Genomic DNA, 6,363 nt, shown 5'->3' on the forward strand with positions numbered 1-6,363 from the left:
ACAACAGATAGGGATGCGCGGCAACGATAGGGGCTTTCCACCGGTCGGAGAGCACGTAAGCGTCGGGGATCCCGCTCATCGTCATCCAGCGGCCGACGTCACGGATGTAGGACATCCAGGACCGGTAACGGCCGCACCGTTGCAGCTGAACACCGACCCAGCCTTCAACGGTGTCCTGGTCGAATACCGTGCGGTCGTGCTCGGCGCAGTAGGCGTCGAACTGTTTCAGCTACCAGATGCGGGAGGCACCGGTGAATCCCATGTTCGCCTTGAACGCCAGGTAGGCGTCCAGCTCGTTGGCGAACGCGCTGGTGAAGCCGTGGCCACTCATGACCGCACGGCTTCTGGGACCGGCAGGACGCAGTCGAGCAGACGCGGCCGGTCGACGCTCATGTAGAGGTTCGTCGATTCTTCGCTGGCGTGGCCGAGCACTGCCGCGATCGTCGGTAGCGGAACCGCTGCGGCCAGCAGCCGGGATGCGGCATTGTGGCGCAGCAATCGGGTTCCCGCCTTCACCTGGTTGACTCCCGCTTTCCGGAATGTCTCAACGGTCACCCGGTGTACCGTCGCGTGATCGTTGAGCCGGGTGTGTGGGGCTACCGAACGCAGGAATAGGTGATCATCGGCGGAGCTGGGCCGTTCGTCGAGCACATAGGTGGCCAGCTTGCTCAGCAGCAGCGCCGGCAACGGCAGCGTCAGCGGGTTGCCCGTCTTCTGCTGCACGAGGCCGATCGTGTGCCCACGCCAGTCGACATCACTCATCCGCAGCGCCACGATGTCACAGGCCCTCAATCCCGTCGATAATGCGAGCAAAGTGATCGCAGCGTCCCGCGCGCTGACCACCCCCGACGCACAAGCGCGAACAACCAGCTCCTCGTCGGCATCCTCCAAGACGTGGACCATCGCGTGAAAACGTTTGATGCCAGCCAGATTCAGCGCATTGACCAGATCGGTGCGGCGGGTGAACTTGAGGAACGGACGAAAGTTCGACACCACCCAAAACAGCGACGACTTGGCCCACCGATCCAGTAAGGATTCCAAGAACGCCAGGACACTGGCGGCATCCGCACCGTCCAGCACGGCGATACCGCGTCCTTCCAGGAACACCAGGTAGCTGCGCGCGACCCTTCCATAGGCCTCGCGGGTGGCCGGTGCCCGACCGCGGCGGCCCATCTCGGCCTCCCAGGCCGCATCCAGCTCAACGAAGTCGCTGCCCTCGGGCCGAGGACCTCCGCCGCCGCGGCCACGAACCGCCAGGTCCACCCGGCCGGTCTGCACATACGAGTCGAACACCGCGACCAGACGCCGGTAATCGAACCGGCGCTGTGGGCTGAACCGACCCGTCCGCACACTGGTCGTCATCGAGGCGAACTCCGCACCCAGACTGGTGGAATACTCACGCCCCGAGGCGAACTCAGTCAGCGCCTTGATCGTCTTCGCGTACTGACCAACTGTCGATTCCATGTAGCCGGCCGCGCGCAGCTCCGCCACGACAACCGCGCCGATCCCACTGACCGTCGTATCCATGACCGTCTCCTTCCACAGACGTAGAGATACGGCGGACGCTAACCACCACCCGAAACGTTAAGCCGAGAAACCCAGCGACACCGCCCACGAGCGCAGGCCATCTCCGCAGATCCTCGGCTTAACACCAACCTCGGCATAATCGGAGTTAAGCCGGAACCGGCTTAACACAGACGCCGGCAGTCAATATACTTCGGTGCGGTTCTCTGAGCACCTGGCCGAGGCTGGCATCTCGGCTTCGGTTGGCAGCGTTGGGGATTCGTTCGATAATGCGCTCGCCGAGACGATCAACGGGTTGTACAAGACCGAGCTGATCAAACACCGGGGCCCGTGGCGGACCGTCGAGCAGGTCGAGTATGCCACCGCCGAATGGGTCGATTGGTTCAATCACCGACGGCTCTACGAGTACTGCGGAGACGTTCCGCCAGCAGAACTGGAGAACGCCTACTACCGTCAAACCCAGCCCCGCCATCCGGTCGGGAGCTCAGAAACAAAGTGACCGGACACGCCGGGGCGATTCATGTTGCCGGGCTATCGCACCCGATGGGTCCGCTGCGGCTGTCTGATCTTGTCGGCCTGGACACCGTGAAACTGATCGCGGACAAGATGTTCGAGGAATTTAAGGAACCGCACTATGGCCCGCCACCGCTGCTGCTGCGTATGGTTGAGGCGGGTCTGTTGGGTAAGAAGTCGGGTCAGGGTTTCTATACCTACTGAAGCGGTTGAGCGGCCCCAGCCGCGCGGCTCCTTGATGATCAAGAAACGAGGTGTATCTACCGAGCATGGCTGAGTTGAGGCCGTATTACGAAGAGTCGCAGTCTATTTACGACATTTCCGATGAGTTCTTCGCATTATTCCTAGACCCGACGATGGGGTACACCTGCGCATACTTCGAGCGCGATGACATGACCCTCGAAGAAGCGCAAAACGCGAAATTCGACCTGGCGCTGGGAAAGCTGAACCTCGAGCCCGGGATGACTTTGCTCGACATTGGCTGCGGCTGGGGCGGAGCGCTGCAACGAGCGATCGAGAAGTTCGACGTCAACGTCATCGGCATTACGCTTAGTCGCAATCAATTCGAGTACAGCAAAGCCAAACTGGCCTCGATCCCCACCGGGCGCAACGTCGAGGTGCGGCTGCAGGGCTGGGAAGAGTTCGAGGACAGGGTCGACCGGATCGTCACCATCGGCGCCTTCGAAGCGTTCAAGATGGAGCGCTATGCAGCGTTCTTCGAACGCTCCTACAACATCCTTCCCGACGACGGCAGGATGTTGCTGCACACGATTTTGGCGTACACCCAGAAACAAATGCATGAGCGCGGGGTCACGTTGATGATGAGCGATGTGCGATTCGTGCGATTCATCTACACAGAAATTTTCCCGGGCGGACAGTTGCCGGCGCAGGAAGATGTTTTCAAGTTCGCGGAGGCTGCTGGGTTCTCGGTCGAAAAGGTCCAATTGCTGCGGGAGCATTACGAGCGGACGCTGAACATCTGGGCGGCCAATCTGGAGGCCAACAAGGAGAAGGCCATCGCTATTCAGTCCGAAGAGGTCTACGAGCGCTACATGCACTACCTGACCGGGTGTGAGAATTTCTTCCGCAAAGGCATCAGCAATGTGGGGCAGTTCACCCTGACGAAGTGACCGGCGCCAGCGGGACCGCGATGTACCGCTATGAGTGGTTACTTTTCCAAAGTGAACTGGTCGACGTCGGTGTACCCCTTGTGGAACAGCTTCGCGCAGCCGGTCAGGTATTTCATGTAGCGGCCGTAGACCTCTTCCGATTGGATCGCGATGGCCTTTCCCCTGTTGGCCTCTAGGGCGGCAGCCCACGTGTCGAGGGTCCGCGCGTAGTGCAGCTGCAGTGACTGCACCCGGGTCAGCGTGAAGCCCGCCGCGACGGCGTGCTCTTCGACCGACGCGGGTGTCGGCAGCCAGCCGCCGGGGAAGATCTCGGCCAGGATGAACTGGGTGAAGTGAACGATTTCGTGGGTCAGCGTCAGGCCCTTCGCCCGGGCATCTTTGAAGGCGGGGCGGACGATGGTGTGCAGCAGCATGACGCCGTCGCTGGGCAGAACGTGGTGGGCCATCTTGAAGAAGTGGCCCCAGCGTTGCCGGCCGAAATGCTCGAAGGCGCCGATAGAGACAATGCGGTCGACGGGCTCGTCGAACTTCTCCCACCCTTCCAGCAACACCCGCCTGCTGCGGGGTGTGTCCATGTCGTCGAACACCTTCTGGACGTGGGCGGCCTGGTTTTCCGACAAGGTCAGGCCCACGACGTTGACGTCATATTTCTCGATGGCGCGCCGCAACGTGGCGCCCCAGCCGCAGCCGATGTCCAGCAACGTCATCCCTGGGTCAAGCCGCAACTTGCCCAGCGCCAGGTCGATTTTGGCGATCTGGGCCTCCTCGAGCGTCATGTCGTCCCGCTCGAAGTAGGCGCAGCTGTAGGTCTGGGTGGGGTCCAGGAAAAGCCGGAAGAAGTCGTCGGAGAGATCGTAGTGGGCTTGTACGTTTCCAAAATGCGGCGTGAGCTGCACGGACATACGAGGAGAGCCTTTCTGTATCTTGGAGGCGTTCGCGACGTCGCAAACAATGCATCCTAGTGCGGCCCCCGATGCATTCCCTGCATGCTAGCCGTTTCGAGCCGCTCCGGTCGCCTTCGTGCCCGTGGCTATCGGTCACAATCGGGTGGATTCACAATGTGCGCAACACGGCGCTGATCGCGAGTCCCACAACGAGCAGTCCACCCGCCACACGCACGTGTACCCACGCCAGCGCGGCGTACCAGAGTGGCCACACCGGAAAGTTCGGAGGCGGCGCGTCGGGCGGTGGTCGGCGGAAGTATGGCCACACCTTCGCCAGCCGGGGCAGCGCCGCGACGACCAGTAACGCCGGCCACGGCATCGCCCCCACCGCGACGGCGACAGCGACCAGCACGTAGCAGCCTGCCATCATGGCCAGCGTCACGACGCGGGCCCGTGCCTCGCCGAGCAGGACCGGCAGCGTCCGGATGCCGAGCGGCTCGTCGTAGGGGATCTTGTCGATGTGCTTGCCCATCAGCACCGTCGTGCACAAGAGCCCATAGGGAAGCGACGCCAGCACAACATCCCAACCGACCGCGCCCAGCCGGTTACTTCTCCAGCGTGTACTGGGCGATATCGAGGTAGCCTTCGTGGAACCGCTTCGCGCATCCACTCAGATATCTGTCATAGCGGTTGTAGACTTCTTCGCCCTGTAGCGCGATGGCCTCATCCTTATGTGCCTTCAGCGCCGCCGACCACATATCCAAGGTCTTGCAATAGTGTGACTGCAGCTGCTGGATGCGGGTGCAGGTGTAGCCGGCCTTAGCGGCATGGTCTGGCACCATATCGAGTGTTGGGAGCCGACAGCCGGGGAAAATCTCGGTGAGCATGAACTTGATGAAGTGTGCCCCCTCGATGGTCAGTGGCAAACCCTTGGCGATCATCTCCTTGACAGTCAAGACGGTGATCGTGTGCAGCAGCATCACTCCGTCAGCCGGCATCGCCTTGTAGGTGATGTCGAAGAACTCGTCGTAGCGGTCGAAGTCGAAGTGCTCGAACGCGCCGATCGACACGATCCGGTCAACCTTGCCGTCGAATTCTTCCCAGCCACGCAACTGGACCGACTTCGAGCGCTTGCTCGGGTTCTTGTCGAGAAGCGACTGAACATGGGCGGCCTGGTTCTTACTCAGCGTCAGACCGATGACATTGACGTCGTACTTGTCCAGGGCTCGGTTCATGCAGGCGCCCCAGCCGCAGCCGATATCGAGCAGCGTCATCCCAGGCTCCAGACCCAGCTTGCCGAGTGACAGGTCAATCTTCGCGAGCTGTGCCTCTTCGAGGGTCATGTCCTCCCGCTCGAAGTACGCACAGCTGTAAGTCTGCGTTGGGTCTTGGAAAAGCCGGAAGAACTCGTCAGACAGGTCGTAATGCGCCTGCGCCATCTCAAATTTGGGGGTTAGTTTGGAGGAAATTACGTCACGACCTTCGCTCGAATTGCGTGGAGACGCCTGCCCACAAGCTACGGCGCCACATGCCTATGTTCAAGCGTTCGGCGACTACCTGGTGCGATGAGCTGAAGTGAGCCCGAGACCCGGCCGATCAACCGTGGGCTGGTTCATGCGCTCGATGGTGCGATAGATGGTGGAGCGGGCGACACCGAATAGTTCGACCGGCTCGCCGCTGCTGTGCTCTCCTGCCTGGCAGGTGTCACAGACGTGGCGGTGTAGCTCCGCACCCCTCTTTACGGCCCAGGGATGTCGGCTGTCCGAGCGGACCCGGTCTGGGGCCAGATGTTGAATGGGCGCGCATGGAATCACGCCGCTTTTGTGGGCTGACCTGCTAATGTCCAGTCGTCCTCGGCCACAAAGCGGGGCTTCATCGTCGATGTGAGTGGCAGGCGCGCCAGCGTCAAATGACCGTACATCTATGCAGACGGAGGCGACAGCGATGAGCGGATTTCGGGTCGGTCTTGGCGACCTAATCGTCAATTCTCGGTATTCTCCGACCGCGTTTGCCCGTGCCGATTACCTGACTGCCACGGCAAGCGGCATCGATTCACTCTGGCTGGGCGACCACCTTAATTCGCTGTATCCGCGTTCGGTCGCGACCCCCAAGTACCTGGGCGTCGCAAGGCTAATACCGAAGGTCGAGGTCACAACGCGACCGATGAAGTACAACACGATGAACAGTGCGGGTCCACCGACAAACGCCGCCGCGAGCAGACCCGCGACAGCGGCCAGGATCAGAGTTCGCCGACACCGATGCCCAAGATGGCGCGCCCGTGCGTAATCAAGACCCTTTTCGTCGCAACGCTG

General features: G+C 61.4%; 6 protein-coding genes and 2 pseudogenes. 3 read left to right on the forward strand and 5 right to left on the reverse strand.

What is annotated here, in order from left to right; genetic code table 11:
• Window positions 1-327: 327 nt before the first annotated feature.
• Complete coding sequence (locus tag ACLP9N_RS27390; protein WP_442410315.1) at window positions 328-1,527, reverse strand: tyrosine-type recombinase/integrase; 1,200 nt, start codon at window positions 1,525-1,527, stop codon at window positions 328-330.
• Window positions 1,528-1,690: 163 nt separating this feature from the next.
• Here ACLP9N_RS27390 and ACLP9N_RS27395 point away from each other — a divergent pair.
• The 3 genes and pseudogenes from ACLP9N_RS27395 to ACLP9N_RS27405 form a co-directional block, all read left to right on the forward strand.
• Window positions 1,691-2,023 (forward strand): annotated as a pseudogene (locus tag ACLP9N_RS27395) (integrase core domain-containing protein); the annotation flags it as partial.
• 23 nt (window positions 2,024-2,046) lie between these two features.
• Window positions 2,047-2,241 (forward strand): annotated as a pseudogene (locus ACLP9N_RS27400) (3-hydroxyacyl-CoA dehydrogenase family protein); the annotation flags it as partial.
• A gap of 65 nt (window positions 2,242-2,306) precedes the next feature.
• A complete protein-coding gene (locus ACLP9N_RS27405; protein WP_442410316.1) occupies window positions 2,307-3,167 on the forward strand; it encodes a cyclopropane mycolic acid synthase family methyltransferase in 861 nt (286 codons plus the stop codon).
• 38 nt (window positions 3,168-3,205) lie between these two features.
• Here the strand turns inward: ACLP9N_RS27405 and pcaA are convergent, their stop codons facing one another.
• The 4 genes from pcaA to ACLP9N_RS27425 form a co-directional block, all read right to left on the reverse strand.
• Window positions 3,206-4,069: a cyclopropane mycolic acid synthase PcaA gene (gene pcaA / locus ACLP9N_RS27410; protein ID WP_442410317.1), complete on the reverse strand. Its 864-nt coding sequence runs from the start codon at window positions 4,067-4,069 to the stop codon at window positions 3,206-3,208.
• Window positions 4,070-4,220: 151 nt separating this feature from the next.
• Window positions 4,221-4,628, reverse strand: a complete 408-nt coding sequence (locus tag ACLP9N_RS27415; RefSeq protein WP_442410318.1) for a UbiA family prenyltransferase — start codon at window positions 4,626-4,628, stop codon at window positions 4,221-4,223.
• A 28-nt stretch (window positions 4,629-4,656) separates the two neighbouring features.
• A complete protein-coding gene (locus ACLP9N_RS27420) occupies window positions 4,657-5,520 on the reverse strand; it encodes a cyclopropane mycolic acid synthase family methyltransferase (RefSeq protein WP_442410320.1) in 864 nt (287 codons plus the stop codon).
• 552 nt (window positions 5,521-6,072) lie between these two features.
• Window positions 6,073-6,363, reverse strand: a 291-nt coding sequence (locus ACLP9N_RS27425; protein ID WP_442410319.1) for a hypothetical protein, incomplete at its 5' end; no start/stop codon positions are given.

Source organism: Mycobacterium sp. (assembly GCF_052144515.1).
Taxonomy (GTDB): domain Bacteria; phylum Actinomycetota; class Actinomycetes; order Mycobacteriales; family Mycobacteriaceae; genus Mycobacterium.

Bases quoted from the DNA above. Each gene is read 5' to 3' on its own strand.
- ACLP9N_RS27405 (WP_442410316.1), top strand. From the start codon at position 2,307: ATGGCTGAGTTGAGGCCGTATTACGAAGAGTCGCAGTCTATTTACGAC.
- ACLP9N_RS27390 (WP_442410315.1), bottom strand. From the start codon at position 1,527: ATGGATACGACGGTCAGTGGGATCGGCGCGGTTGTCGTGGCGGAGCTG.
- pcaA (WP_442410317.1), bottom strand. From the start codon at position 4,069: ATGTCCGTGCAGCTCACGCCGCATTTTGGAAACGTACAAGCCCACTAC.